This is a genomic window from Pseudoalteromonas apostichopi, assembly GCF_030297135.1.
Taxonomy (GTDB): domain Bacteria; phylum Pseudomonadota; class Gammaproteobacteria; order Enterobacterales; family Alteromonadaceae; genus Pseudoalteromonas; species Pseudoalteromonas apostichopi.
On the sequence record NZ_AP028065.1, the window covers coordinates 1,931,425 to 1,955,919 of the forward strand.

Annotated in this window: 19 protein-coding genes and 1 riboswitch; of the genes, 11 read left to right on the forward strand and 8 right to left on the reverse strand. The window is 41.5% G+C overall.

The window, feature by feature from the left end:
• Positions 1-190 precede the first annotated feature (190 nt).
• Positions 191-1,084: a bifunctional GNAT family N-acetyltransferase/hotdog fold thioesterase gene (locus QUE86_RS08650; RefSeq protein WP_130049989.1), complete on the forward strand. Its 894-nt coding sequence runs from the start codon at positions 191-193 to the stop codon at positions 1,082-1,084.
• A 44-nt stretch (positions 1,085-1,128) separates the two neighbouring features.
• Here QUE86_RS08650 and QUE86_RS08655 read toward each other — a convergent pair whose 3' ends face one another.
• The 5 genes from QUE86_RS08655 to dapA all read right to left on the reverse strand — a co-directional run bounded on the left by QUE86_RS08655 (position 1,129) and on the right by dapA (position 6,321).
• The gene (locus QUE86_RS08655) at positions 1,129-2,166 is read right to left on the reverse strand and encodes a phospholipase A (protein WP_130049988.1); all 1,038 of its coding nucleotides are present in this window, start codon (positions 2,164-2,166) and stop codon (positions 1,129-1,131) included.
• Positions 2,167-2,352: 186 nt separating this feature from the next.
• The gene (locus QUE86_RS08660; RefSeq protein ID WP_286256626.1) at positions 2,353-3,471 is read right to left on the reverse strand and encodes a succinylglutamate desuccinylase/aspartoacylase family protein; all 1,119 of its coding nucleotides are present in this window, start codon (positions 3,469-3,471) and stop codon (positions 2,353-2,355) included.
• 5 nt (positions 3,472-3,476) lie between these two features.
• The gene (locus QUE86_RS08665) at positions 3,477-4,682 is read right to left on the reverse strand and encodes a PLP-dependent decarboxylase (RefSeq protein ID WP_286256628.1); all 1,206 of its coding nucleotides are present in this window, start codon (positions 4,680-4,682) and stop codon (positions 3,477-3,479) included.
• Positions 4,682-5,422, reverse strand: a complete 741-nt coding sequence (locus tag QUE86_RS08670) for a 2,3,4,5-tetrahydropyridine-2,6-dicarboxylate N-succinyltransferase (RefSeq protein ID WP_130049985.1) — start codon at positions 5,420-5,422, stop codon at positions 4,682-4,684. The genes QUE86_RS08665 and QUE86_RS08670 overlap by 1 nt, the downstream gene beginning before the upstream one ends.
• Positions 5,423-5,436: 14 nt before the next feature.
• A complete protein-coding gene (dapA, locus tag QUE86_RS08675; RefSeq protein WP_130049984.1) occupies positions 5,437-6,321 on the reverse strand; it encodes a 4-hydroxy-tetrahydrodipicolinate synthase in 885 nt (294 codons plus the stop codon).
• 137 nt (positions 6,322-6,458) lie between these two features.
• A riboswitch (Lysine riboswitch) is annotated at positions 6,459-6,655 on the reverse strand.
• A 183-nt stretch (positions 6,656-6,838) separates the two neighbouring features.
• Here dapA and QUE86_RS08680 point away from each other — a divergent pair.
• The 7 genes from QUE86_RS08680 to QUE86_RS08710 all read left to right on the forward strand — a co-directional run bounded on the left by QUE86_RS08680 (position 6,839) and on the right by QUE86_RS08710 (position 16,830).
• The gene (locus QUE86_RS08680; protein ID WP_286260358.1) at positions 6,839-7,534 is read left to right on the forward strand and encodes a DNA-3-methyladenine glycosylase I; all 696 of its coding nucleotides are present in this window, start codon (positions 6,839-6,841) and stop codon (positions 7,532-7,534) included.
• An 8-nt stretch (positions 7,535-7,542) separates the two neighbouring features.
• On the forward strand, positions 7,543-8,955 hold the full coding sequence (locus tag QUE86_RS08685) for a protein adenylyltransferase SelO (RefSeq protein ID WP_286256631.1): 1,413 nt from the start codon (positions 7,543-7,545) through the stop codon (positions 8,953-8,955).
• A gap of 325 nt (positions 8,956-9,280) precedes the next feature.
• Positions 9,281-10,339 (forward strand): OmpA family protein, encoded by a 1,059-nt coding sequence (locus tag QUE86_RS08690; RefSeq protein ID WP_130049982.1) that lies wholly within the window; start codon positions 9,281-9,283, stop codon positions 10,337-10,339.
• A gap of 451 nt (positions 10,340-10,790) precedes the next feature.
• Positions 10,791-11,861 carry an OmpA family protein gene (locus tag QUE86_RS08695; protein WP_130049981.1) on the forward strand — a complete coding sequence of 357 codons (1,071 nt, stop codon included), beginning with the start codon at positions 10,791-10,793 and terminating at the stop codon, positions 11,859-11,861.
• 294 nt (positions 11,862-12,155) lie between these two features.
• Positions 12,156-14,753, forward strand: a complete 2,598-nt coding sequence (gene acnB, locus QUE86_RS08700) for a bifunctional aconitate hydratase 2/2-methylisocitrate dehydratase (protein WP_130049980.1) — start codon at positions 12,156-12,158, stop codon at positions 14,751-14,753.
• A gap of 196 nt (positions 14,754-14,949) precedes the next feature.
• On the forward strand, positions 14,950-15,582 hold the full coding sequence (locus QUE86_RS08705; protein WP_286256639.1) for a 2OG-Fe dioxygenase family protein: 633 nt from the start codon (positions 14,950-14,952) through the stop codon (positions 15,580-15,582).
• 9 nt (positions 15,583-15,591) lie between these two features.
• Positions 15,592-16,830: a cysteine desulfurase-like protein gene (locus QUE86_RS08710; RefSeq protein ID WP_178926497.1), complete on the forward strand. Its 1,239-nt coding sequence runs from the start codon at positions 15,592-15,594 to the stop codon at positions 16,828-16,830.
• A 110-nt stretch (positions 16,831-16,940) separates the two neighbouring features.
• Here QUE86_RS08710 and QUE86_RS08715 read toward each other — a convergent pair whose 3' ends face one another.
• Both QUE86_RS08715 and QUE86_RS08720 read right to left on the reverse strand, forming a co-directional pair.
• A complete protein-coding gene (locus tag QUE86_RS08715; RefSeq protein WP_130049977.1) occupies positions 16,941-17,522 on the reverse strand; it encodes a hypothetical protein in 582 nt (193 codons plus the stop codon).
• 148 nt (positions 17,523-17,670) lie between these two features.
• A complete protein-coding gene (locus QUE86_RS08720; RefSeq protein WP_286256643.1) occupies positions 17,671-19,713 on the reverse strand; it encodes a glycoside hydrolase family 97 protein in 2,043 nt (680 codons plus the stop codon).
• 161 nt (positions 19,714-19,874) lie between these two features.
• On the opposite strand from QUE86_RS08720, the gene QUE86_RS08725 reads away from it, so the two are divergent.
• From QUE86_RS08725 to QUE86_RS08735, 3 genes are all read left to right on the forward strand, one after another.
• Positions 19,875-20,489: a methylamine utilization protein gene (locus QUE86_RS08725; protein WP_286256646.1), complete on the forward strand. Its 615-nt coding sequence runs from the start codon at positions 19,875-19,877 to the stop codon at positions 20,487-20,489.
• Positions 20,479-21,708 carry a hypothetical protein gene (locus QUE86_RS08730; protein WP_178926499.1) on the forward strand — a complete coding sequence of 410 codons (1,230 nt, stop codon included), beginning with the start codon at positions 20,479-20,481 and terminating at the stop codon, positions 21,706-21,708. The genes QUE86_RS08725 and QUE86_RS08730 overlap by 11 nt, the downstream gene beginning before the upstream one ends.
• Positions 21,709-21,782: 74 nt before the next feature.
• On the forward strand, positions 21,783-23,384 hold the full coding sequence (locus QUE86_RS08735) for a methyl-accepting chemotaxis protein (protein WP_130049973.1): 1,602 nt from the start codon (positions 21,783-21,785) through the stop codon (positions 23,382-23,384).
• 55 nt (positions 23,385-23,439) lie between these two features.
• On the opposite strand, the gene speE is transcribed toward QUE86_RS08735, so the two are convergent.
• The gene (gene speE, locus QUE86_RS08740; protein WP_178926500.1) at positions 23,440-24,303 is read right to left on the reverse strand and encodes a polyamine aminopropyltransferase; all 864 of its coding nucleotides are present in this window, start codon (positions 24,301-24,303) and stop codon (positions 23,440-23,442) included.
• Positions 24,304-24,495: the final 192 nt, after the last annotated feature.

Genomic DNA, 24,495 nt, shown 5'->3' on the forward strand with positions numbered 1-24,495 from the left:
AATTATTTCAGCATAGACCAGTAGGCATAAAGTGCAATTGTGCATTAGTTTTTACAGCTTGGAATAATAATTTAGACTGGGTCACCAAAGTATTATTCCAACTTGTTAGAAGATCGCGTATCGTAATTCGCATTCCAAAGGCCACGTGAGAAAAACAACAGACAGTGGCTGAATTATCACAGGAGTTTTTATGTTTAAAGTGACCACCCCACAAAGCAGCGAAGATTGGCAAGCGTATTATTCACTACGTTGGCAGGTTTTAAGAGCGCCTTGGGGCGAGCCGCGTGGTTCTGAGCAAGATGACTTGGAGCAAGACGCAGAGCACCGCTTTATCAAAAATAATGACGGCGAAGTTTTAGGTGTAGCTCGCCTACATTTTAATAATCATCAGCAAGCGCAAGTTCGCTATATGGCGGTGGCTGAAGGTAACCGTAACCAGCATATCGGTAGTCGTTTATTACATGAATTAGAAAAAATAGCATGGACTCAAGATGCCGATGAATTGGTATTGTTTGCTCGTGAACGCGCGCTTGATTTCTACAAGCGCCATGGCTACGAAGTAAAAGAAAAAGCGCATCTCGCGTATGACGATGTGCAGCACTGGAAAATGGTAAAACAAAAACCGTCTGAACCGGGTTGGTTTCGTCATCCAAACTGGACACAAGTACTACAAAATACTTGGCGTGAGTCGATTCCAATCAGTGATGCGATGGGGATTAAAGTTGAAAGCTATACTGATTGGCAGTTTACTACTCGTGCTGATTTAGATGCGAACTTAAACCTTCATAATACAATGTTTGCTGGTTCTATTTATAGTTTAGCAACGCTAACAGGGTGGGGGGCAACTTACCTTGCGCTGAAAGAAGCAGGCCTTGAAGGAAATATCGTGTTAGCTGATGCTAATATTAAATACCTTAAGCCACTGAATAACGACCCTCGCGGGAGCGTTGAATTGGCTGGTTGTAAAGGTAAGTTAGCGGATTTAGAGTCTAATGGTAAAGCAAGCTACCATGTGCCAGTGAATGTATATGATGGTGATGTGTTAGTTGCTGAATTTGAAGGCCACTTCATCGTTAAAAAATAACGACTATTTAGAGCGAGCTAACTAAAGCTCGCTCTTTATTACAGTTAAAGCAAGTCAGTTAACAGAATACCGACACCAAAGCGTTCAATATCAGCATTGTAGTCAATCAAGCTCTCGCCATAGCCATTAAAGTATTGTGCGTAACCACGTAACCTGCCCCAAAGAGGAAAAGACCAATCTAACTGGATTGCACCACGGTTATCTGAGTTTAAGTTATTACGCGTCATAAAGCTGAATTCATGCTCGTTGTAACGGTATGCACCTGAGAATTCAAAATAACCCATGTATTTGTAGATATCTGGATTATCATCGCCACGTGCTTTTAGCTCATCATCTTTTTTATCTTCAGGAATGCGATACCACGGCTTAAAGCTAAATACAAAGCCATCTTTTTCCCATAAGAAATCAGCATAGATACGGTTCCACGAGCGTGAATTAGGTTGGCTTCGACCATTAGATTGATGCGAGGCACCAATTGCGATTGCCATTTCATCACCCCACAGTACATGCTCAGGATCAAGATAGTTCATCCAGAATATCTCCGGTTCGTAATTGGTTTCACGAAATGGTGATGAAATATCTTTGTTATAAAACTGCCAAAACGACTGCAATGTAAAAGCAAAAAAGATACCTTGGTCTTTATCTGAGAAGCCTTCGAAGATAGGTACTTTAATTGATAGTTGGTATTTCACTTCAAGGTTATCGAGTGGCTCGCCATCGACCTCTTCAGCAAGGTCTTTTAAACCATCAAAAGGGCGCTCATTAGGGTTAGACACGTAAGAGAGCGGTAAAATGTAGTTACGCTTATGTGGAGTGATTACATTACGGTTTTTCTTGCTCACTTCTTCACGAGCTTTGCGTTTGTCTAAAGCCGTGAGCTTTTTGCTCTCGTCTAAGTCAGAGCACTTTTTACGAAGTTCTTCGAGTGTTTGTTTACCGTCACCGCCAATAGCTTCGTTCAAAATACACTGCTTTACGAGTTCTAGCGCGTCATCTTGTTCGTTAGTTTGTGGTTGTTCAGTTTGAGCGAATACAGGTACAGAAAATAAGCCAGCGGCTGCCAGCCAAATGCGCCATCCCATTGCAGTTCCCTTTCAGTAGACTTGTAAGTAGGTATAATTATAACGATTTTTACATAAGTAACCGTGAACTTGTACTGAATTGTTGAAATTTTGGGTAAATAGAGAGCCCCAAGCTAAGCTTGGAGCTCTACTGTAACGGCCTAAGGGCATAAGCCGTCGACTCTCACGCAATGAGAAGGTGTGAGCTTATAGCTCAAATACGTTTGTAAAAAACTTATAAAGTTCAGTGCCTTGATTCACGCTTGCTGAAGCAAAATGCAAAATAGCGATGGCGTCTTTATCAAAACTTAATGTTTGAAGGGGTTGCTCAGAAAGGTAGCGCTCCATTCGTAAAATGTGGGCTATAGGTTCGCCTGCTTTTACATGGCCTCCAAGCGGGGCAAGGTATTCCACCATGCCACCCATAGGCGCATAGTAAGCAACATAATCTTCAAGCATACAGGCATAGCGTGTTATCGCTTTTGGTTTATAAGCAGCATCTACAAATACCTCTTTGTGAGTGAGGTAACTTAAAATACTATTTGCATCTTCAAGGGCTGCACTTAAATCGATTTTTTCTTGGCTACCTAATTCAACGGTAAATGCTTCAACTTGAACTGCAAATTCACGGCCTTGTTTGGCAAGTTCTTCAGAAAGCGACCACCAAGGACAGAAGCTCGCTTCATCCATCGCTCCATCAAAGTCACTTGGAATCAATAAGATATGTTCAATGTTGAAATAGCTTGCGCTGTCTTTGGCATATTCTGGGCAATAGAGGTGCTGACTTGAGATAGGTCCTGTGTGTAGGTCTAAAACAATATCCGCCTGATGCGCAAGCTTTTGCAGGTTCAGAGCAATGCGCTTACCTGTTGTTAGGCTGTAGTCAGGACCGGTTAGTTGGCTGTCGATGTCAGTAACGAGTGCCTCTTTGAATGCAGCTTTAAGAGTCGCATCATCACTGCCTTTGTGCAGTTCAGCAATCTGTGAGGGTAATGCTTTGTTAAAGCGGTACATGCGGTTCCAGTTGGTACCAGTAATTGGATCGAAGCGACCCAGAGTAAACTCACCTGATTTTTGGTTACAACCAATTGGGTTGGCATAAGGCACAAGAGTAATGTCGCCACGTAGCTTTAGAGATTTTAGCTGTTCAAGTAACTGATAAATTACTGCATTACCTTGTACTTCTGCGCCATGCATATTAGCTTGTATATACACGCTTGGTCCTGTGCCATCGCCTTTTAAGCGATACACAGGGATTGTCAGTGGAAGGCCGTTGGCAATCTCGCCAACCACAATATTCTCTTGGCTGATTAGTTCTTTACTCATGGCGATTACCTTAAATAATAGCTAGCATCTTCAACGCTACGGATGCACTCAATACTGCCTTGTTCAAGGATGTATTCAGCCGCTAATTCGTGGCATAAAAAGTACGGCATACTTTCGGTAAAGCCGTATGCGCCACACTGGCTGAATACCAACCAGTCTTGCTCATTTAAATCGCTAGCTAAGAGGTGCTCACCTAAGCAATCAAGCGCGGTGCAAAGTGGGCCGTATAACGTCATTGCTGCAGGCTCAGCCGTCGATTCGCGTAGTAACGCCGCAGGAAAATCTTGGCTTGTCACAGCTGGGCGAAGTAAATGGTTAATACCGCCTGATAAAATCACCTGCTGTTGATTGTAATTTTCTTTACGCTCAACAATCGGCGTTACGTAATGACCACATTCGCCCACTGCATAGCGACCAAGCTCCATCCAAAGCTCATTGACACCGGCATCCGCTTTAATGCTCGCCAGAGTCTCGATAAGTGCAGACCAATCAAGTCGGTTAGCATCTTGAGTATAAGGAATGCCTAGGCCACCACCCAAATCGAGAACATTAAGGTTAATATTTAATGAGTTAGCGAGTCGTTGTAATGGCTCAATCATGGCACGCCATAGCTCAGCGAGTTTATCGGTGCTGAGCATGTTGCCCCATTGGAAAATATGCAGACCATCAAAGTTAAGTGCTGGGTAATTACTTACTGTTAGTGCTTGCCATTCATCACAGCCCAAACCAAAGGGGGTGAGACTATCGCCGCCAAGTGGGTTCTTTTCACTGTCTGGCCAACGTAGTTGTACACGCAATAATACTTGCAGATGGCAATTTGCTTTTGTTGCTTGTTCGTTTAACCAGCGAACTTGGTTAATGCTCTCTGCCACAAAAGTACGTACACCGCGAGCAATAAAATGTGAAATTTGTTTAGGGCTCTTTGCAGGCCCAGTATTGAGCACGCGCTCGCTATCGATGCCTTGAGCAAGTACTTGCTCAAGTTCACCTTTACTTGCAACATCAAAATTAAACCCTGCGCTGTCTAAACATTGAATAATGCGAGACAGCGGGTTGGCCTTGACTGCGTACCAAAGTTTCACATCGGTTTGCGCCGTCAGTTGATTTAAATGTGCAGTTAATTTATCTAAATCATAGATAAAAAATGGCGTATCAAGGTGCGTTGCTACTTGTTCAACTGCTTGCTTGATGGGCGTGCTCATAAAGCTCATTAACGTAAAACCTCTTCTAACAGTAATGATGCATCGCTTTGTTCATCTCGGTATTTCACGATCAATGCACAAGACATGCTTAGGCCTTGCTCACGAGCCCATGCGTTTGAAGCAGGACGAGAACCTGGGATCACAATCGCGTTTTCTGGGATTGCTTCACCTTTGTTTAGCTGGCGCTCATTAATACAGTCGTAGACTGGAATGGTTGCAGATAAACGCACACCCGGCGCAAGTACCGCGCCTCTTTTCACAACTACACCTTCAACAATTACGCAGCCTGCGCCGATGAATGCATCATCCTCAATAACCACTGGGCTTGCACCAATAGGCTCAAGCACGCCACCTAATTGTACTGCTGCACTTAGGTGAACATTTTTACCCACTTGTGCACATGAACCCACTAATGCGTGGCTGTCGACCATAGTACCTTCGTCGATGAACGCGCCAATATTCACATACGCTGGTGGCATAATAATAGTGCCTTTAGCAACGTGTGCACCACGACGAACACTGCTACCACCTGGTACCATACGTACGCCTGCATCTGCTGCAAAGCCTTGTGGTGCTAAGTTGTGCTTATCAACAAAACCACCTGGGAACTCGGTGTTAGTGCCATTTTTAAATGCTTCTAAAATGCCTTGTTTAACTTCAATATTAGCATGCCAGTTGCCGTTCTCGTCTTGTGTTGCTGCGCGAACTGCGCCTGATTCTAAGTTGTTTAATAATTCTAACCAGCTCATGATAAAACCTGTTTTTAGTTCCAAGATAAAATAGTGTTATTTGCGTGGGTGATGCCGTCTGTTTGCTCAAGCTCTAAATGCGTAAGTGGCGGACGTAAATGCGGGGTATTTATTTTACCTTGCAGGTGCATCAGTACTTTTACGGGGATTGGGTTTGCTACAGCAAATAGACTTTGAATTGCTTGCGACCAATCAGTGAATAGATTTGGGTATTGACCACTTAAACAGCGTTTAACAAACTCATGGGTTTGGCTTGGCCAAGCATTAGCGGCAACCGAAACTAAACCTTTTGCACCGGCTTGAGCAAAATACGGCATAAGTGCATCATCGCCACTGAAAATGGCAAGTTTTGGTGATGCCGTTCTAAAGCCTTCAAACTTGCTAATATCGCCGCTGGCTTCTTTTAAAGCCCAAAGGTTTTTGTGGTCGGCAAGGTTTTTAATTACCTGTGGTGAAATTTCAACTGCGCTGCGCCCTGGTACGTTATACAACATACAAGGGTGATGACTTGCGTTAAGTAGGCTTTCAAACCAATGTGTTTGACCCACAACACCAGGTTTTGCATACAGAGGTGAGCCTAACAGGTAGCCATGAATTGGCAGCTGATTGCAGTATTCAACCCATGCAATTTGCTGCTTTAGGTTCATGCCACCCACAGCGATCATCAGTGGCACACTCGGTGCCAATTGGCAAACATGCTCGACAATGGCTTGTTGTTCTTTAAGTGAAAGCGCTAGTCCTTCACCGGTACTGCCAAGCAATAAAATGCCGTTATTTGCGGCTTGCTGTTCAGTGACCAGTTGCTCTAGGGCCGTGTAATCGACCTCGCCAGATTCAGAAAATGGCGTGACAAGCGCTGTCCATAATGGATAGTCATTTAAATCAAAATTGTTGATCATCTCTCACGAACTTATAAGGTATTCGAAGAGTATATGCGGGAACATTTGAATGGGGCCGCATGTCGTCATTCGAACAAGGTATAATTCGAAGAGCGAATGGGCTTAAAATAATAAAGACGCGACGGCCTTATTATACTAAGACCAGAAGCTCTCCACCAAACTAATCAATAGCGCTTTGCTATTGTTGGTGACAGTCGCTGGGATTCAGCCCAGTCGCCCGAAATAAGCACCTCACAAACGGTGTTACTTCTCGGCGTTAATTCCCCTCACGTATGATCAACAGAGTCTGTGCTCTTCCCATACGTTACCTGAATAACGCACCTCTTCCAGCCCTTTATGCTCGCTTTTAAGGTAAAAGCCAACATAGTTAAATAGGGTATTGGCGGCGATTAAAGCATTTTAGCCATCTAGGTGTCAAGCTGATGAGTTTGTTTTTTAGTGACCAATTTTGCAACATGGTTACGTATAACCGTGTTTTTACGTACACTTAGCGTTAACCAAATAAATTGGAAAAATGATGGAAAAATTTAACGATATTTATCAGCGAGCCGTATCTCGAAAGGGTAGCGAAGACATGCTGCGAGCACTGCTATCAAACCCGCTCGATGATACTGATATTGCCAAAATGCATGATGATTTATGGTTAGAAGAGTTTACTCGTAAAATCTTTCAAAGTGGTTTTTATTGGTCAGTTATTAACAATAAATGGGCTGGTTTTTGCGAAGTGTTTTGGGATTTTAGCATTGAAAAATTGTTAATGATGCCGCCGGATATGCTCGAGCAAAAAGCCAGTGATGAACGAATTGTTCGTAATTTTAAAAAAGTACAAACAATCCCTGAAAATGCGTATATGATCCATGAAATCGCGGAGAAACATGGCAGCTTTAGTCAGTTTATTGCTGACTGGCCAAGTGATAATATTATTGGGTTATGGGCTTATCTCAAAAAGCATGGTGCACGTTTAGGCGGGAATACTGGCCCATACGCTTTACGGGCGCTAGGTAAAGATACCTTTTTGCTTTCTCGTGATGTAGAAGCCTACTTGCGTGCCCACGAATTGATAGACGGTGGCTTACAAACTAAAAAGTCACTACAGTCAGCGCAAAACTTCTTCAATGAATTACAACAGCAAAGTGGCTATAGTCTGCAGGCGCTTAGTCAGCTTGTTGCCTATGGTGTGGGTGATAACCGCGTAGGTGTAGCAACGCGTTAAGGAAAATTATGAAACTGCAATCTCGATACACAGACATTAGTGAACTGCTCACGATTGAAGATATGCCTAGTGCTGTGGCTGAGCCTAAATTGCTACTGTTTAATGATCAGTTAGCTGATAATTTTTCGATTAATCATGACAGCGAGTTTTTAGCTAAATTCTTAACTGGTTCAACAATAAGTAACGACGTTGCACCAGTTGCACTTGGTTACTCAGGTCATCAATTTGGTCATTTTTCACCGCGTCTGGGTGATGGCAGAGCACATTTACTTGGTGCTATTGCAGATCAAGATGGCACATTGTGGGACTTACAGCTAAAAGGCGCTGGCGCAACTGTATTTTCTCGTGGTGGTGATGGTCGCTGTGCAATTGGTCCTGCGGTGCGAGAATATATTATGAGTGAAGCTCTTAATGCTCTAGGTATTGCTACTACACGTTGTTTAGCAGTCGTTGCTACCGGTGAAACCGTTTATCGCCAACCGCCTCGTCCAGGCGCCGTAGTTACTCGTTTAGCTAAAAGTCATATTCGTGTCGGCTCATTTCAATACTTAGCAACGCAAGGGGATATTGAAGGGCTAGAAAAGCTGGTCGATTACGCAATTAATTGTCATTTCTCTGAAATTAGCAGTGCTGGTGAGCAACGCTACATTGAGTTTTTAACTGCTGTATTAGATAAACAAGTTGAGCTGGTCGTAAGTTGGATGCGAGTTGGCTTTATACATGGTGTAATGAATACCGACAACACTTTGATTAGTGGTGAAACTATCGATTATGGCCCATGTGCGATGATGAACCAGTTTGACCTAGACACGGTGTTCAGTTCGATTGATCACCAAGGGCGCTATTCATTTGGTAATCAGCCCAATATTGCCAATTGGAATGTTGCGCGTTTAGCTGAAAGCTTGATTCCTTTATTTGATGAGCAAGATGGTGCCGTAGAAAAACTTTCGTCGGTTGTGAATGGTTTTGCTGATAAATTTAATGATGCATTTAATGCTATGTGGCAGCAGAAATTAGGGTTAGCAGGTCAGCAAGAAGGTGATCATGTTTTGGTTTCAGAATTACTTGCTTTAATGAAGCAGCATCAACTTGATTATACCAATACATTTAATGCACTCACTGAATCTTTAGTAAGTGATTTTACTGTGGATTGTAGGTTGAAAGGGTGGGTTTTAAAGTGGAAGCTAAGAACAACTGCTGAAAGTTACAGCATCATGAGAGCCGTTAATCCTGCAGTCATCCCGCGTAATCATAATATAGAAAGCATAATAGCTGAATTTGAAAAAGCAGGTAGTAGCTTATTATTAAATGATTTTCTTGAAGTGATTTCAGAGCCATACACATACTTTAAAGAACATCAAAGTTGGTACGAGTTGCCAAGTGATGGTGACAAAAACTATCAAACTTTCTGTGGCACATAAATGATAGTTACACCTCTGAAAGAAAAAAGTTATTTATCGCTTTAAAATGTTCGTAGATTGAGCGGGACATTGACTGGTGATATCATTGATTTAAAGTAAATTATTGCTTTAAGTGGTGTTACACTACTATGCTGGTAGTTTGAAAGTTTTAATTAGTATAAATTGCCACTGAATAGATTACTTTTATTAATAGTAAAGTATTAGTAAATATAAAATATAGCTGTTTATAAAATTTCATTAAATTAGTTTTTAAGCTGCTATATAGTTTTAAGTACTCGAAATACATTAGCTTCAATAGCTTTATTGTGAAAATGGGAAGGAAATAATGAAACTAAAATCACTTACTATTGCGTTAGCACTTGCTGCAACTAGTACAACAGGCTTCGCTGCCGAAAAAGAAGGTTTTTATATTGGCGCATTCGGCGATTACTATGATAACTCTTGGGAAAATGTTCGCGATTATCCGCCAGGTGGATTAAATGTAGATGATTCAACTGGATGGGGTCTGGAATTAGGTTATCGTTTTAGCGATTATTGGAGCGCTCGTTTAGAGTACGCTGATATGGACTTCGATTGGAATGCAGAGCTTAATGATGGCACATCTGTAAGTGGTTCAGAAAGCGGCAAGCGCTACGGTATCGATGCGCTATACCATTTAGGTGGCGGCCCTTTCTACGGTATTTTCGGTCTTAAAAATCTGGATGCAGTTGACGAAGATCTAATGTTCGCAAACGTAGGTGCTGGTTACCAGCACTACTTCACAGATAACTTTGCTTTTAATGCTGAAACATCTTTATACCAAGGTCTTGATCGTGGTTATACAGATGTTGGTGCTAAACTGGGTATTAGCTATATCTTTGGCGATCAAAGTGCGCCTGCTCCGGTAGAGCCTGCACCTGTAGTCGCTGCACCAACTGACAGTGATAATGACGGTGTAATGGATGCAGATGATCAGTGTGCAAACACACCGATGACTGATGCTGTCGACAGCACTGGTTGTACTCTATATGAAGAAAAAGAGGCAACTATAACTTTACTAGTTACGTTCCCGCATGACGTTGCAGAAGTACCTAATCAATACTTTAGCGACATTGCAGATGTTGCAGCCTTTATGAAAGAAAATGAAGGTACTTCAGTAGTACTTGAAGGGCATGCATCAGCAGTTGGTGACGCTGATTACAACATGATGCTTTCTGAAAAGCGTGCTAAAGATGTTGCTGAAGAGCTAGTTAAAGACGGCATTTCTTCAGATAGAATCTCTACGGTTGGCTATGGTGAAGAGCGTTTGAAAAATAAAGCGTATACACTTGAGGCACATGCAGAGAATCGTCGCGTAGAAGCTCAAATCACGAGCGTTGAAAAAGTTAAAGTACTTCGTAAGTAAGTTATTATATTTAAGGTAGAAATTCCTTATTTAATTAATAATATATAACTAGGCCGGACTAATTTTATTAGTCCGGCCTTTTTTTGAATGAAATTCAATATTTACTTTCCTAAGAAACAAGTTAATCTTAATTTGTACCAATTTTAGATGTAATAACCATCATATATTGATATGAATCACCTAATCAAAGTTCAAATTATTGTAGTATGGTGTTTAATCTCCTTGTTGAATTATTATTAGGTTATATAATTATTTTTAATGACGTGTAATTTGCACCAGTCCGACATGGATTATTAAGGTGCTTTATGTCGCTGTATTTAGTTGATGCTATGGAATTATAAAAATTTACTAGTTGTTTGAGTTTATTAAGTTTGGATTAATTACTCATCACCTATCTTGACTGAGTGTAGGCTACACTGCCTTTAGTTACTAAAATGGAAGGGAATGAAACATGAAACTAAAATCACTAACTATAGCTTTAGCGCTTGCTGCAACAAGTGCTTCAGGTATCGCTGCAGAAAAACAAGGTTTTTATATAGGCGCATTTGGCGATTATTATGATAACTCTTGGGAAAATATCCGTGACTATCCACCTGGCGGTTTAGATGTAGATGACTCAACTGGGTGGGGTTTGGAATTAGGTTACCGCTTCAGCGATTATTGGAGTGCTCGTTTAGAATATGCTGATATGGATTTTGACTGGAGCGCTGAAACCACAGCCGGTACCACTGTAAGTGGCTCTGAAAGTGGTAAGCGTTACGGTATTGATGGCTTATATCATTTTGGCGGTGGTCCTTTCTACGGTATTTTTGGTTTAAAAAATCTTGATGCTGTTGATGAAGATCTAATGTTTGCTAACGTAGGTGCCGGTTACCAACATTACTTCACCGATAACTTTGCATTCAACGCTGAAACATCTTTATATCAAGGTCTTGACCGTGGTTACACAGATGTTGGTGCAAAGCTAGGTCTTAGCTATATATTTGGTGATCAAAGCGCTCCTGCTGAGCCAGTAGAGCCAGCTCCAACTGTTGTTCCTGTAGCTGTTGAGCCAGTAGATAGCGATGGAGATAATATCCCAGATGCTGATGACCAGTGTGCAAATACACCAATGACAGATGCTGTTGATGGTACTGGTTGTACATTGTATGAAGACCGTGAAGTGTCTAAGACTTTACTAATCACATTCCCTAACAATACATCTAAAGTATCTCAACAATACTTAGACGATATTGATGCTGCTGCTGCGTTTTTGAAAGAGCACCCAGGAACAGACGTAGTACTTGAAGGTCACTCTTCGTCAGTAGGTAAAGCTGACTACAACAAGTGGTTATCTAAAAAACGTGCTGATGCTGTTGCTAAGAAACTAATTGAAGATGGCATTGACCCAATGCGTCTTACTACTGTTGGTTTAGGTGAAGAGCGTCTTAAAAACCCAGCAAATACGCCAGAAGCTCACGCTGAAAACCGTCGTGTTGAAGCGAAAGTGACTGTTATTGAGCGTGTTAAAGTAGAGCGTTAATCTAACCCTTTACGCAAATTTTAAAACCCAGCCTAGTGCTGGGTTTTTTCATTTTAAAGCCCTAGAAATTGATAGATAGGAATGATTCTTAATAAATATTCATTTGAATAGCGTTTTTTTCTAGTACTATTCATGCTATTTATAGTGAGTATTAAAGCCTCTAACTACAGCATGGATTTTCATCTATACTTAAAAGCTTTATAATTAACCGTCAGAATACTATAAGTACTGGGTCTTAATTGGTATTTAGCTTACTACTACCGAGTACTTTCACGTCACCAAGAGGGCAATATTGTGCTACAAGAATATCGTAAACACGTAGAAGAACGTGCCGCGTTAGGTATCGTACCAGCGCCATTAGATGCTCAGCAAACGGCTGATCTTATTGAACTAATCAAAAATCCACCGGCAGGCGAAGAAGAATTTATTGTTGATCTTCTAGTTAATCGCGTACCACCAGGTGTTGATGATGCTGCTTACATCAAAGCAGGTTTCTTAGCTGCAGTTGCAAAAGGTGAAGCGAGCTCTCCACTTGTATCAAAAGAAAAAGCAGCTGAGCTACTTGGTACTATGTTAGGTGGTTACAACATCGCACCTATGATTGATCTTTTAGATGACGAAGCGCTAGCACCAATCGTTGTTAAAGGTTTATCAAACACATTATTAATGTTCGATGCTTTCTACGATGTAGAAGAAAAAGCGAAAGCAGGTAACGAGTTTGCTAAGCAAGTAATCGAATCTTGGGCAAATGCTGAGTGGTTTGTAAACAAGCCTGCAGTTGCTGAAAAAATCTCAGTTACAGTATTCAAAGTAACTGGCGAAACAAATACTGATGACCTTTCTCCTGCACCTGATGCATGGTCACGTCCTGATATTCCACTACATGCTTTAGCAATGCTGAAGAATGAACGTGATGGCATCAATCCTGACAAACCAGGTGAAGTTGGTCCAATCGCACAGCTAGAAGAGCTTAAAACGAAAGGTTTACCTCTTGCATACGTTGGTGATGTAGTTGGTACGGGTTCTTCTCGTAAATCTGCAACTAACTCTGTACTTTGGTTCATGGGTGATGATATTCCTCACGTACCAAACAAACGCGTTGGTGGTGTATGTTTAGGTGGTAAAATCGCTCCTATCTTCTTCAACACAATGGAAGACTCTGGTGCGTTACCAATTGAGCTACCTGTTGATGAGCTAAACATGGGTGACCAAATCGATATCTTCCCATACGAAGGTGTTGTTAAGCGTCACGGTACAGATGAAGTTATCTCTACTTTCTCTCTTAAATCAGACGTAATTCTTGATGAAGTTCGTGCTGGCGGTCGTATTCCACTTATCATCGGTCGTGGTTTAACTGATAAAGCGCGTGCATCACTAGGTATGGAAGCTGAAGATATCTTCCGTAAGCCAGCTCTTGTGACTGATTCTGGTAAAGGCTTCACATTAGCTCAGAAGATGGTTGGTAAAGCATGTAACATGCCTGGCGTACGTCCTGGTCAATACTGTGAGCCGAAAATGACAACTGTTGGTTCGCAAGATACAACAGGTCCTATGACGCGTGACGAACTTAAAGATCTAGCGTGTTTAGGTTTCTCTGCAGATTTAACAATGCAGTCTTTCTGTCATACGTCAGCTTATCCTAAACCAATCGACGTAAATACTCACCACACACTTCCTGATTTTATCATGAACCGTGGCGGTGTATCACTACGTCCAGGTGACGGTGTAATCCACTCATGGTTAAACCGTATGTTATTACCAGATACAGTAGGTACTGGTGGTGACTCGCATACTCGTTTCCCTCTAGGTATTTCATTCCCTGCGGGTTCTGGTGCGGTAGCATTCGCAGCAGCAACTGGTGTAATGCCTCTTGATATGCCAGAGTCAATCTTAGTACGTTTCAAAGGTGAAATGCAGCCAGGTATCACATTACGTGACCTAGTTCATGCTATCCCTTACTACGGTATCAAAGAAGGACTTCTAACTGTTGAGAAGAAAGGTAAAATCAACGAATTTTCTGGTCGCGTGCTAGAAATCGAAGGTGTTGAGCACCTAACTGTTGAGCAAGCTTTCGAACTTTCTGATGCGTCAGCTGAGCGTTCAGCTGCAGGTTGTACAGTTAAGCTTTCTAAAGAGTCTATCGCTGAATACCTAGAGTCAAACATCGTAATGCTTAAGTGGATGATCTCTGAAGGTTACGGTGATGTGCGTACTATTGAGCGTCGTATCAATGCAATGCAAGAGTGGTTAGCTAACCCTGAACTTATGGAAGCTGATGCTGACGCAGAGTACAAACATGTACTTGAAATTGATCTTGCTGACATCAAAGAGCCAATCCTTTGTGCTCCAAATGATCCTGATGATGCACGTCTTCTTTCAGACGTAACAGGCGAGAAAATCGACGAAGTATTCATCGGTTCTTGTATGACTAACATCGGTCACTTCCGTGCCGCAGGTAAATTACTAGATGGCTTCAGTGGTCGTATCCCAACTCAACTTTGGGTTGCACCACCAACGAAGATGGATAAAGACCAGCTTACTGACGAAGGTTACTACGGTATCTTTGGTCGCGTAGGTGCACGTATCGAAACTCCAGGGTGTTCACTATGTATGGGTAACCAAGCACGTGTTGCTGATAAAGCAACTGTTGTTTCTACCTCTACGCGTAACTTCCCTAACCGTCTAGGTACTGGCGCGAACGTATTCTTAGCATCAGCAGAGCTTGCTGCAGTAGCAGCAATCCTAGGTAAATTACCTACACCTGCTGAGTACCAAGAGTATGCAGATAAGATCAATGCAACGGCAGCTGATACATATCGTTACCTGAACTTCCACCGTATGCCTCAATACACTAAAAAGGCAGACCAAGTAATCGTTCAACAAGCTGTTTAATTAGAGATAAATTAAATTGCAAGAAAAGCCCGCATTAAGCGGGCTTTTTATTTTAGATAAAATTTCTAAATTACTTGTTTATTCGATCTTAAAACTACATAAACAATCATTGCTGTTTACATAATAACGCAAAAATTTCCTATCAATTGCATTAAAATCCTCGCCAATATTCTCAACGTATTAAGGCGAGATCTAAATGACTACATTAAACAACCAGAACCTTCTACAACTTCGTTTTGTAAGCCAAACGCATATTGACGCAGTAAAACCTTCTTTTGCTAACCTACCTGCGAATCCATACGCAGATGGTGAGTTTCGTAAGCGTCGTTATTCAGTAATTAAAGTTGTTGATGGAGAATTAAAATTACAACCAACAAAAGCATTCGTGCAAGATGACTCAATTAATACCTTTCAAGGTAATGTTGAGCGTACTTATGAAAATCTAGAAGATAGCTTATTAGCGACTGTTGGCATGAAGCAAATCGTTAATCAGTTTCGGGATATGACAGGTATTAGCGATGACCGCATTATTGAAATTCACCAATTTAGAATGCTTGCTATCGACAGCGACACACCTGCTGCGCCTGAAGGTGTTCACCAAGATGGTTTTGATCACGTTTGTGTATGTGGTGTATCACATGAAAACCTAGAAGGTGGTGAGCTACTTGTTTATGAGCACCAACAAGCTGAGCCATGTTTCAAAATGGAAATTAAGGACGGCATGTTTGCGCTTATTAATGACCGTGAAGTATGGCATAACGCAACCCCAATGAATAAATTAGACGCAAGCAAAGAAGGTTACCTTGATTGCTTCGTACTAACTGCGTAAGGGTATATCATGAACTTAACGCAATTACGTCGCCAATTCCCTGCGCTTATGCAACAAGTTGCCGGTCAGTCACCGATTTTCCTTGATGGCCCGGGTGGCTCTCAAGTGCCACAGTCAGTTTTAAGTGCCATGACTGCTTATTTGGGTTACTACAACTCAAACTTAGGCGGTGCATTTTTCTCAAGTGACAAAACAGTAGAGTTAATGGCAAACGCTCGCCAAGCTGCAGCCGACTTATTAAATGCGCCATCTAAAGAGCAAATCGTGTTTGGTGCAAACATGACAAGCTTAACGTTTAGCTTTAGCCGTGCAATCTCGCGTGATTGGACTGCAGGTGATGAAATTATCGTCACCAATGCTGATCACTTCTCAAATGTATCATCTTGGCAGCAAGCTGCTGAAGATAAAGGTGCTACTGTAAAAACTGCCCTTATCAACGAAGCTGATTGCAGCTTAGATATGGCACACTTGGAAAGCCTTTTATCTAACAAAACAAAGCTTGTTGCAGTGACATATGCATCGAACACTACTGGCTCAATTAATGATATTAAACGCATTGTTGAGCTTGCTCATGCGGTTGGTGCGTTAGTTTATGTTGATGCCGTTCATTACGCACCTCATGAGCTTGTGGATGTACAAGCACTTGATTGCGACTTCTTAGCCTGCTCTGCATACAAGTTCTTTGGCCCTCACCTTGGTATTGTATATGGCAAACGTGAGCACCTAGAAGGTTTCAGGCCATATAAAGTTGAGCCTGCAAAAGATGTTGCGCCAGGTCGCTGGGAAACTGGAACACAAAGCTTTGAAGCATTGGCTGGCTTAATTGCTGCTGTGGACTACATTGCTGCAATTAGTGAGCTTGATGATAGTCACTCACGCCGAGATAAATTAGCTGCTGCATTTGCTATCACTAAACAACACGAAATGGCATTAAGTAAGCATTTCTTAACGCGTTTGGCTGATTATCCGCGTATCAAGTTGTTCGGTATTGATGCTTTAGATCGTTTATCTGAGCGTACACCGACTTTTGCACTAACTTTTGCAGACATTGAGCCACGTATTGTTTCTGAGTTTTTAGGTAAGCAGCACATTTGTGTGTGGGATGGTAACTTCTATGCCCAAGGCTTATGTAAGCAGCTAGGGGTATTAGAAACCGGCGGCGTAGTTCGCATTGGTTGTATGCACTACAACACTATTGAAGAGCTCGATAAAGTTTTTGATTTATTTGATCAATTACTAGCAGATTAAAGCCGAGCTTTTAGCTTCAAACCTTAAGTTATAAGCAGCCCTAGTAGGCTGCTTTTTTATGGGGGGAGATCTACAGAGCAGTCAGTTACTTATAGTTTAAGTTGTTACAGTTATGAGTTATCAAGAAAACTAGTTTTAAAGTGCTTTCTGGCTTTGAAAGGTGCTGAAGCAATGATGAAATTTAAAGAAAGTAACAAGATAACTATTAAGATGGTTAGCCAGTTTAAAGCCATCTGAATGAGAGTAGGAGGTTCATAAAATCCAAAATGCATGAAATCGGCAATTAAAATTTTATTTTTATAAATTAGGCTGTTACAAAAATTGCCAAGTGCAAAAAAAGATATACTAACCAGAAATAGCATAGTAGTTATAGTTGCCACTTTGAGCTTTAAAATATTTACCTTTATATATTTCGTTAAAAAATATAGCAATACTAAAAACGCAATACTGCTTACAAAGAGCGTGGCACCTAGCCCCAGAGTTAGTAGATTTGAAACCACCCATACTGGCTTTACAGTTATTGGCAAATCATTCGGATTTATGTCGTCAGTCACTAAAAAGATATAAATAGACATATAAGTCAAAATACTGATTACAGTGATCGGAATATGCCAAAGTAATTCACGTTTTTCTTTTTTACGAGCTGTTTTATGTGCGGTATTTCTCTGTGCAAGTCTTTCTAAAGGATCCATTCTTTACTTACTTGAGTAATCATTCAAAAAATTTACCTTTGAGAAAGGTAAATTGCAAGTGAGCATAGCCATTACTAGTGCTCCTATTTCTCAAAGCAAATAAAAAAGCGCGACATCAAATGCCGCGCTTTTCATAATTTTTAGCAACTTACATCGCTTTAAATCTAATCGCTGTGCCGCCACTGGTAGCAAGCTTTAACGTCAACTTATCATCAGCAGTAACAATGCGTTTTTCTACTTTTAAGTCGTAAGGGTTATTAACCCACTGTGCTTTATCACCGTCACGGTAGATTTGCGCTTCAAACTTTTTGCCTTTATCTAAGAAGTCTAATTTCACTTCTAAAGTGCGGGCTTTTTCGTCTGTGACAGCGCCTAGATACCAGTCGTTACCTGAGTATTGCTCACGCTTGCGCTCTTTACGTGCAAATACAACGTAATCGCCAACTTCGCCTTGTAGTGCAATACTTTGTTGCCAATCAGTTGGTACGTCCTGAATAAACTGAAATGCATCTGGCTTGGCCAAGTAATTACGTGGTAAATCAGCGGCCATTTGAATTGGGCTGTACATTACAACATATAGCGCTAATTGCTTCGCTAGAGTTGTTTGTGGGCGATTGGTATCGGCACCTAGACCGTTAAAGCCCATATCAAAAATACCTGGTGTGAAGTCCATTGGGCCGGCAAGCATACGGGTGAAAGCAAGCATTGGAATGTGCTCAGGTGGGTTCGGCGGTGTACCCCATGCGTTAAACTCTTGGCCACGAGCACCTTCACGAGCAATCCAGTTCGGGTATGTACGACGTAGGCCAGTATCTTTTACTGGCTCATGGGTATTGATACTAATCTTATGCTTAGCAGCAAGTTTCACGTTGTATAGGTACTCGTTTACCATGAACTGACCATCGTGCCATTCTTTACGCACAATGCCGTTTTCATCGATACGCTTGATGTTACCACCGTCAGCTACATAACCTGTTTTAACTTGGCTTACATTTGATTTTTCATATAACGCAAATGCAGCTTCCATTTGGTTACGGTAGTTAGTCACGTTACCTGAAGTTTCGTGGTGACCAATTAATTGCACGCCTTTTTCTTTGCCGTAACGTGTTAGCTCTTCAATATCAAAGTCGTCATAAGGTTGAGTAAAGCTAAATACATCACCGTTATAAAACCAGTCGCCATCCCAGCCAATATTCCAGCCTTCGACTAGCACGCCATCAAAGCCATATTTAGCAGCGAAATCCATATAATATTTAGTGTTTGCAGTGGTTGCACCATGAATTTTACCGCTACCCCAAGTATTTTCATTGATGTGCATACCCCACCAAATACCTACGTATTTACCCGGTTTAACCCAAGATACATCACCGAGTTTATTCGGCTCGTTTAGGTTTAAGATGATATCAGAATTGATTAAATCAACGGCTTCATCACCAATTTGAATTGTACGCCAAGGTGTATTGAATGCGCCGTGCTTTTTAACTGCTACACCGTCTGACCAAGGTGTTAAATCTGCTTGGAAAGTACCATCACGACGTTGATTTAAAACCATGCCTGCATAATCAACAAGGGCAGCTTCGTGAATACTGATATGCACACCATCTTTATTTTTTAAAGTAAATGGTGTGTGCACAAGTGCGGCTTGATGAAGTGGGGTAGTGTTATAAACATACTCATAACGGTTCCAACCTCGGGCGGGGATCCACCAAGCTGTTGCATCTGATGAATCTGTAATAGCAAACTCTGTAAGCTCTTTAGTGATTTCTACATCATCATAGCCAGCTTGTTTTGGTAATTCGTATCGAAAACCTACACCATCATTAAAAGCGCGAAAACGTACTGTAAACGTGCCACCTTGTGGTTGTGGCTTTTTAAAGGTAACAGCGACTTCGTTATGGTTATCAACTACCGTTTGGCGTTCACCCCAAGGTTGCTCCCAGCTGCTTTTTACCGAATCAGTGGTTTGGCTGCTAATTTTGTAACCTTCGCTCATTGCTGGTTGTTGTTTAAAAACAAGGCCTAACGAAGAGTTAGCAATGACTTGTTTACCTGCAAAGCTGATTTCGTAGCTAGGTGTGTGTTGCTCATCTGAGATAGTTACTTTGATCTGCCCATCAGGTGAACTGACGGTTGTGGTTTGTGCTAGGCAAGTACCTGAAAAGGCTGCTAACATTAAGGCAGTTAATCGCATTGTTGTTCCTTGGCGGCTTATGGTTATGGATTGTTGTCACGTATTCACATACATCCTTAAAGCATAAAGTGACTTGCCGGTTAATACGAGAGATCTGCATACGTATTCAACAAAGTGAACGTTGCGATACCAAGTCCAGCACCTAAAAAGGTTTAGCAAAAATGACAAGAATAACCCTGTTGCTACTACTATTGTTTAGTCAATGTTTATTGGCACAGCAAATACAGATAGTTGATAAGCAGAATCAACCTCTCAAAAATGCCGTGGTTTGGCTTAAAGGTTCAAAACAAGTTACAGCTTTTGATAGTCATTACACTATGAGTCAAAAAAAACGTGCCTTTGTGCCTCATGTGCTGGCAGTGCCACAAGGGGCTAATGTTGAGTTTCCTAACCTTGATTCAATCATGCACCACGTTTATTCATTTTCTAAAACAAAGCAATTTGAGTTAAAGCTTTACCACGATAAACCAGAAAAACCGATTAACTTTGCACAAACAGGCGTTGTCGAGCTTGGCTGTAACATTCATGACTGGATGCTGGGTTATATTGTAGTCGTTGATGGCGGTATTTATGGGCAAACCGATGAGCAAGGTATGGTTGAACTAAGCTTACCTAAAGGTAAGTTTACTTTGGCTGTTTGGCATGACCGATTTAATGATATCAGCACACCAGAAACCATCGAGATCAAAAACACGGCTAAGCAATTAAGTTATCAGTTAAAACAAACTTTATTACCAAAATTAGAACTAAGCAGCGACGAATTTGATGATTATTAATAAATGGCACGCCTTGGCATTATTTAGTGTTGTGGGGTTACCTATACAGGCCTTTGCCGAGCATGATGGGCAGCTAACCGTAACGGCTGTGCGTGGCGACCAACTGTCGAGCTATCAGCGTAAGGGAATCGGCTTATACCGTTATGACCAAGAGCATGATGGTGTCGTAATATCACAAGCTATGCTAAGTAGTCGTTTTGAATTAAATAGCGATTGGTCTGCGCATACTGTGCTTAACGCTCATCCAGATCCTGAACTGACAGTAGGCTTTACTCAGGCTTATTTACAATATCAGCCTCTCACTGCAAGTCGCTACAAATGGGCTGTTAAAGCTGGTGGCTTTTATCCAAAAATGTCACTAGAGAATCCACAAAGTGGCTGGATGTCACCTTATAACTATACTAATTCTGCGATTAATACATGGATTGGTGAAGAGGTACGTGCTTTTGGTTTAGAGGCAAGCATTAAGCGCCCAGGTCGACAGTTTAGAAGTAACCACAGCTTTGAAGGGGTTGCCTCGGTGTTTAAAGGCAATGATCCCGCCGGTACTTTATTGTCATGGCGGGGCTTTGCTATGCATGATAGGCAAACTACCTTTAATGAACGTATTGATTTTGCAACCCCTAATTCATTTAATTGGTATCAGTTAAGTAAGCAAGCTGAGCATGTTGAGCCTTTCGAAGAAGTTGATGGCCGCTTTGGTTATTACGTTGGCGCGCATTGGGATTATCAGAAGCGATCGCAATTACGTGTTTATTATTATGATAACAATGGCGATCCAGGTGCTTTGAATACCGATACTGGTCAATACGCATGGGATACTCGCTTTTTAAGCGTTGCTTGGCTATATAAAGTTAATAAGCAAACACGCATTATTGCGCAATTGTTAGATGGTAAAACTTCAATGGGCCCTCACCGTGGGGTAGATAATGATTTTTATAGTCATTTTGTTTTATTAAGCCACAAGTTAGACCAGCATCGTCTCACAATTAGGTATGATTATTTCAAGGTTAGCGATCATGATGATTGGCAATTTGATCCTAACCAAAGTCGTGGAGAAGCTTTAACCGCAAGTTGGCGTTATCAACTGTCAACTCAGTGGCAAGTAGGTGCTGAATATTCAGTGCTGAGCAGTGACGCTCAAAACAGACCCGGTATGGGATTTAATGAGCATAACTCGCAGCAGCAATTGCAATTTTCAGCGAGTTGGTTTTTTTAATTTCATACACTTTTTTAGTTTTTCTACTAACATTCTAATGAACGTGCTGATTAGAATTTGAATTGGGATAATGTATGAAGTTACAAAGCATTCGCGTCAAAAGCTCTTTACCAATTGTGCTACTTGGCATTGCTGTCGTCATTTTAATTGCCGGCTATACCTATCTAATTAACCTTCAAAAAGAAGCGATTGATGCACAGTCAGAACGTTTCTTAAATGCGGTTTCTGTGGTTGTTAATGCTGACCGAGACCTGTACCAAGCTAAAGTGGCAGAGTTGCATCTTGTTACTCAAATGAAAGGTGATAAAGAGCAACTAACAGATCACCAAGAAAATGCCGAGCAAGTTAAAGAACGATTTAAGCAATATCTATCTTATATGTCGCCATACTCTGAGATTACGAGTCAATTCCGTAACTTTGATAGCGCATTTGATGCATGGTACACAGCATCAACAAGTTACATAAATAACCCTGCTGATGCTTCGCAAAGACAAGCTGCAGAGCAATCCTTTTCGGCACTACGTGATATTTTAGATAAAGCCGGTGAAGCGGCAGATAAAACCTCTCAAGCAGAAACAGAAAAGCTGATGGATAAAGTAATGGGCTTTAAAGTGATGCTTATGCTGATGATTGCAGTTGTTCTGGCAGTTGCTGGTTGGTTTAGTTATTTTGTGCCACGCCAGCTTACAAAACAAATTAACTTTGTCACAGAACGAATTAACGAAATTGCCTCTGGAGATGGAGATTTAACAGGTCGTATTAATGTTAAAACGCAAGATGAATTTGCTGAGTTGGCTACTGCATTCAACCGCTTTTTAGATAACTTACAACAGTTAATCAAAGATATTTTAGAACAAGCGAAAGAGCTACATAATCTTGGTAATGATTTAGACAACTTTGCTAATCAAAACCACCAAGTAAATCAAAAGCTCAGCCAAGCGTCTGAGTCGATAGTCAGTGCTGTACACGAAATGAGTGTAGCAAGTCGCGAAGTGGCCAATGTGGCGCAAAACTCATCTCATGAAGCCGATAATTCACAACAGCTAGCTAAACAAGGCTTAGCTGCGGTTGATAATTCAAGCCGTAAAATTATTGCGCTGTCAGACAACATGGAGCATGCCAGCCAGCGTTCAACAGAATTGCAGCAAAGCTCAGACAACATCGCCAAAGTGCTTGAAGTAATTCGGGCAATAGCTGAACAAACAAATTTGCTTGCTCTGAATGCTGCAATTGAAGCCGCGCGCGCCGGTGAGCAAGGTCGCGGTTTTGCGGTCGTTGCTGATGAGGTTCGTACCCTAGCAACTCGCACACAAGAAAGTACTAATGACATTCAAACTATGGTTGAACAGTTTGCTACAAGCGTTGAGCAGTCACTGCAAGCTATTAACAGTGGTAAGCGCTATGCCGATGAAGCGGTTGAGTCATTTACACAAACCAATGATGTGCTTAACTCAATGCAAGAGTCATCAGTTAAGGTAAATGATATGGCAATGCAGACAGCGCAAGCGACGGAAGAGCAAACTGCTGTGGCAGATGAAATTAGCCAAAATTTATCAGACTTAAACGATCAAACCCAACAAGGGGGCGGCTTAGCTAGTTCAACACAAGAAGTAGCTAATCGTATGAACCAACTCACTGATGAGCTCAATCATTTAGTAAATCGATTTAAAGTCTAATCATAAGCCAACAAAAAAGGGCTCAATGAGCCCTTTTTACATCTAACTAAAACGCTTACTTTTTCTCAAAAGCACGTTTCATATAATTTGGTGTTGCTAATGCGCCGTGGTGAATACCTGCATTATAGTATTCTGTGCTTTGCGCGAGTGTATTTGCATCATCTTCACGAAAACCTGCAAACGATTCAGATTTACGAGCAAGGGTCACTGACCATAAGCCACTTGGGTAAATTGGCTGTGGGAAAGGCAGAGTTTGTAGATCAACAAAGCCCACTTCTGTCATCGCATCGCGCATTTCTACTAATAGTGGCATATGCATAAGTGGTGATTCACTTTGCTGAATTAAGATACCGCCAGGGCGAAGTGCAGTTAAACAGCTCGTATAGAAAGCATGGTTGAATAAACCTTCGCCTGGACCAACAGGATCTGTACCATCGACAATCACTACATCGATTGATTCAGGGGCTGCTTCACGCATGTACTTGATGCCGTCGTCAAACATCACTGTAGCGCGAGGATCTTGATTTGATTCACACAGCTCAGGGAAGTATTTAAGTGACATTTGTGTCACGACTTCATCGATATCAATTTGTGTTACGCTTTCAACACCTGGGTGCTTTAATACTTCGCGCAATGTACCGCAGTCACCACCACCAATGATCACAACATTTTTTGGATTTGGGTGTGCAAGCAATGCCGGATGGCTGATCATCTCGTGATAAAAAAAGTTTTCACGGCTACTTACCATAGTACAACCGTCAATAATCATCAGATTACCGAAGTCAGTTGTTTCGTACATTTCTACTTTTTGAAATGGCGACTGTTGTTCATCAAGCTTTTTAGTAATGCGTAGTGAAAAGGCACTACCATCACGGTCACTAATTTCAGTGAACCAGTTGTTTTGATCTAAATTAGCCATCTTGCTCATACACTTTTGGTTAATGGTAAAAAAGGGGGGCAATTTTGCCAGTGCTTGACCAATTGCTCAATCAAATTTTAATCAGTATAGCGAATATTTTTTATCACTTTGGCATATAGCGCAATTTTTGTTAGCGTGGTCAGCCCTAGCGTATTAAAATGTGCGTTTATATTTAATGAAATTACAGAAGAT

Excerpts from the sequence above, each read along its gene's own strand:
- QUE86_RS08650 (WP_130049989.1), top strand. The coding sequence starts at position 191 with ATGTTTAAAGTGACCACCCCACAAAGCAGCGAAGATTGGCAAGCGTAT.
- QUE86_RS08655 (WP_130049988.1), bottom strand. The coding sequence starts at position 2,166 with ATGGGATGGCGCATTTGGCTGGCAGCCGCTGGCTTATTTTCTGTACCT.
- QUE86_RS08660 (WP_286256626.1), bottom strand. The coding sequence starts at position 3,471 with ATGAGTAAAGAACTAATCAGCCAAGAGAATATTGTGGTTGGCGAGATT.
- QUE86_RS08665 (WP_286256628.1), bottom strand. The coding sequence starts at position 4,682 with ATGAGCTTTATGAGCACGCCCATCAAGCAAGCAGTTGAACAAGTAGCA.
- QUE86_RS08670 (WP_130049985.1), bottom strand. The coding sequence starts at position 5,422 with ATGAGCTGGTTAGAATTATTAAACAACTTAGAATCAGGCGCAGTTCGC.
- dapA (WP_130049984.1), bottom strand. The coding sequence starts at position 6,321 with ATGATCAACAATTTTGATTTAAATGACTATCCATTATGGACAGCGCTT.
- QUE86_RS08680 (WP_286260358.1), top strand. The coding sequence starts at position 6,839 with ATGGAAAAATTTAACGATATTTATCAGCGAGCCGTATCTCGAAAGGGT.
- QUE86_RS08685 (WP_286256631.1), top strand. The coding sequence starts at position 7,543 with ATGAAACTGCAATCTCGATACACAGACATTAGTGAACTGCTCACGATT.
- QUE86_RS08690 (WP_130049982.1), top strand. The coding sequence starts at position 9,281 with ATGAAACTAAAATCACTTACTATTGCGTTAGCACTTGCTGCAACTAGT.
- QUE86_RS08695 (WP_130049981.1), top strand. The coding sequence starts at position 10,791 with ATGAAACTAAAATCACTAACTATAGCTTTAGCGCTTGCTGCAACAAGT.
- QUE86_RS08705 (WP_286256639.1), top strand. The coding sequence starts at position 14,950 with ATGACTACATTAAACAACCAGAACCTTCTACAACTTCGTTTTGTAAGC.
- QUE86_RS08710 (WP_178926497.1), top strand. The coding sequence starts at position 15,592 with ATGAACTTAACGCAATTACGTCGCCAATTCCCTGCGCTTATGCAACAA.
- QUE86_RS08715 (WP_130049977.1), bottom strand. The coding sequence starts at position 17,522 with ATGGATCCTTTAGAAAGACTTGCACAGAGAAATACCGCACATAAAACA.
- QUE86_RS08720 (WP_286256643.1), bottom strand. The coding sequence starts at position 19,713 with ATGCGATTAACTGCCTTAATGTTAGCAGCCTTTTCAGGTACTTGCCTA.
- QUE86_RS08725 (WP_286256646.1), top strand. The coding sequence starts at position 19,875 with ATGACAAGAATAACCCTGTTGCTACTACTATTGTTTAGTCAATGTTTA.
- QUE86_RS08730 (WP_178926499.1), top strand. The coding sequence starts at position 20,479 with ATGATTATTAATAAATGGCACGCCTTGGCATTATTTAGTGTTGTGGGG.
- QUE86_RS08735 (WP_130049973.1), top strand. The coding sequence starts at position 21,783 with ATGAAGTTACAAAGCATTCGCGTCAAAAGCTCTTTACCAATTGTGCTA.
- speE (WP_178926500.1), bottom strand. The coding sequence starts at position 24,303 with ATGGCTAATTTAGATCAAAACAACTGGTTCACTGAAATTAGTGACCGT.